The organism is uncultured Thermomonas sp. (assembly GCF_937872235.1).
Lineage (GTDB): Bacteria > Pseudomonadota > Gammaproteobacteria > Xanthomonadales > Xanthomonadaceae > Thermomonas > Thermomonas beijingensis.
Genome location: NZ_CALMPC010000049.1, coordinates 1 through 2175 on the forward strand (window position 1 = coordinate 1; position 2175 = coordinate 2175).

The 2175-nt window shown below is 60.4% G+C and carries 3 protein-coding genes; 2 read left to right on the plus strand and 1 reads right to left on the minus strand.

The window, feature by feature from the left end; all coding sequences use genetic code 11:
• The coding region (gene metG, locus QWB57_RS03920) for a methionine--tRNA ligase subunit beta (RefSeq protein WP_288968429.1) at nt 1-365 on the plus strand (365 nt) is incomplete at its 5' end.
• Between the two features lie 122 nt (nt 366-487).
• Nucleotides 488-919: an Rnf electron transport complex subunit RnfB gene (gene rnfB, locus QWB57_RS03925; protein WP_288968432.1), complete on the plus strand. Its 432-nt coding sequence runs from the start codon at nt 488-490 to the stop codon at nt 917-919.
• A gap of 9 nt (nt 920-928) precedes the next feature.
• Here the strand turns inward: rnfB and ppnN are convergent.
• On the minus strand, nt 929-2175 hold a 1247-nt coding region (gene ppnN / locus QWB57_RS03930), incomplete at its 5' end, for a nucleotide 5'-monophosphate nucleosidase PpnN (protein WP_288968431.1).

Below are 2175 nucleotides of genomic sequence, written 5' to 3' on the forward strand. Positions count from 1 at the left end.
CTGCCAAGACCGCTGTACCCACGGATACGACTGCCTGCATCGGTATCGACGACTTCGCCAAGCTCGATTTGCGTATTGGCAAAGTGCTGGAATGCGGCTTCGTGGATGGCTCGGACAAGTTGCTGCGCTTTGTATTGGATGCCGGCACACTCGGCCAGCGGCAGATTTTCTCGGGCATTCGCACCAGTTATGGCGAGCCGGAAAAACTCATCGGCCGCAGCGTGGTGTTCATCGCCAACTTAGCCCCACGCAAAATGCGCTTTGGCATCAGCGAGGGGATGATTTTGTCGGCCGGGTTTGATGGCGGTGCATTGGCATTGCTGGATGCCGATACCGGCGCACAACCGGGTATGCCGGTGCGCTGATATTGCGCACCTCACGCGCCGTGGTGGCGTATCTACTTCCGCTCATGTCCCCCGATGCCGGCACTATGCCGGCATCTCCTCCTTGACTTCGCGGCAGCAGATACGCCACCACGGCACTTGCTATCTTCACGCTTATGACCTCGCCCAACGCCGCCAGCCTGATCGAACGTCTCGACCGCCTGCTACCGCAAACCCAGTGCGGACAGTGCGGCTTTGAGGGTTGCCGCCCGTATGCACAGGCGATGGCACGTGGCGAAGCGGACATCGACCACTGCCCGCCGGGCGGCGATGCCGGTGCACGCGCACTCGCAAAACTCCTGGGTGTGGATGCCAAGCCCTACGACCGTAGTCGCGGCGAACACAGGCCCGGCGAATTGGCGCTCATCATCGAGGCCGACTGCATCGGCTGCACCAAATGCATCCAAGCCTGTCCGGTGGATGCGATTGTGGGCGGCGCCAAATTCATGCACACCGTACTGGATGACCTGTGCACGGGATGCGCGCTGTGCATCCCGGCCTGCCCAGTGGATTGCATCGAGATGCAATCCGGTTGAATCAACCGGTTACCCCACCACCTTGTAACAGGGCTTGTAGTCACCCGAAATCTTCATGCGTCGCTGCTGCACGAATGCGCGCAACAGCGCATCCAGCGCCTGCATGATGTCTGGATCGCCATGGATCTCGAATGGGCCATGCGCCTCGATCCGGCGCATGCCGTCTTCCTTCACGTTGCCGGCGACGATGCCGGAGAACGCACGGCGCAGGTCGGCCGCCAATTCGTGCGGTTTGCGGCCGTGGTGCAGGTCCAGCCCCGCCATCAGCTCGTGGGTGGGCACGAAGGGTTGTTGCAAATCCAACGGCACATGCAACGCCCAATTGAAGAAGAATGAATCACGCTGCGCGATACGCTGCTCCTTCACCTTGAGGATGCCAATATCCATCGTCTTCGCCACCTTGGCAGGGTCGGCCACGATGATCTGGTACAAGTTCGCGGCTTCATCCCCCAAGGTCAGGCGGATGAATTTGTCGATTTGTTCGAAGTACGGCGCTGCGGCCGTTGGGCCGGTAAGAATGAACGGAAAGCGTAGGTGTGAATTCTCTTCACGCAGCAAAATTCCCAGCAAGTACAGAATTTCCTCGCAAGTCCCCACGCCACCGGGAAACACGATGATGCCGTGGCCCAAGCGCACGAAGCTCTCCAGCCGCTTCTCAATATCCGGCATGATCACCAGATGATTGACGATGGGGTTGGGCGATTCGGCCGCGATGATCCCCGGCTCGGTGATGCCGATATAGCGGGTACGCCGGCGACGTTGCTTGGCATGCGCAATGGTGGCGCCTTTCATCGGCCCTTTCATCGCCCCCGGGCCGCAACCGGTGCAGATATCCAAGCCGCGCAGGCCCAATTCATAGCCCACCTGCTTGGTGTATTTGTACTCATCCTGCCCGATCGAATGCCCGCCCCAACACACCACCAGGTTCGGGTCAGCCGGGTGCAGCACGCGCGCATTGCGCAGCAAGCGAAATACCGCATCGGTGATGCCGTTCGAAGTCTCCAACTCGGTATCGCCATTGAGGTCGATCGCGGTGAATGCCAAATCACGCACTACCGCAAACAGCAACTCGGCGACACCGGCAATGATCTGCCCATCCACAAACGCCATCGCAGGTGCATGCTTCAATTCAATGCGCACACCGCGATCCTGTTGCCCCACTTCGATATCGAATTCAGGGTACAGCTCTGCCGCCGCGCGCGGGTCGTCGGACGCACTGCCTGAGGTGAGTACCGCCAGCGCGCAGCGGCGCAGCA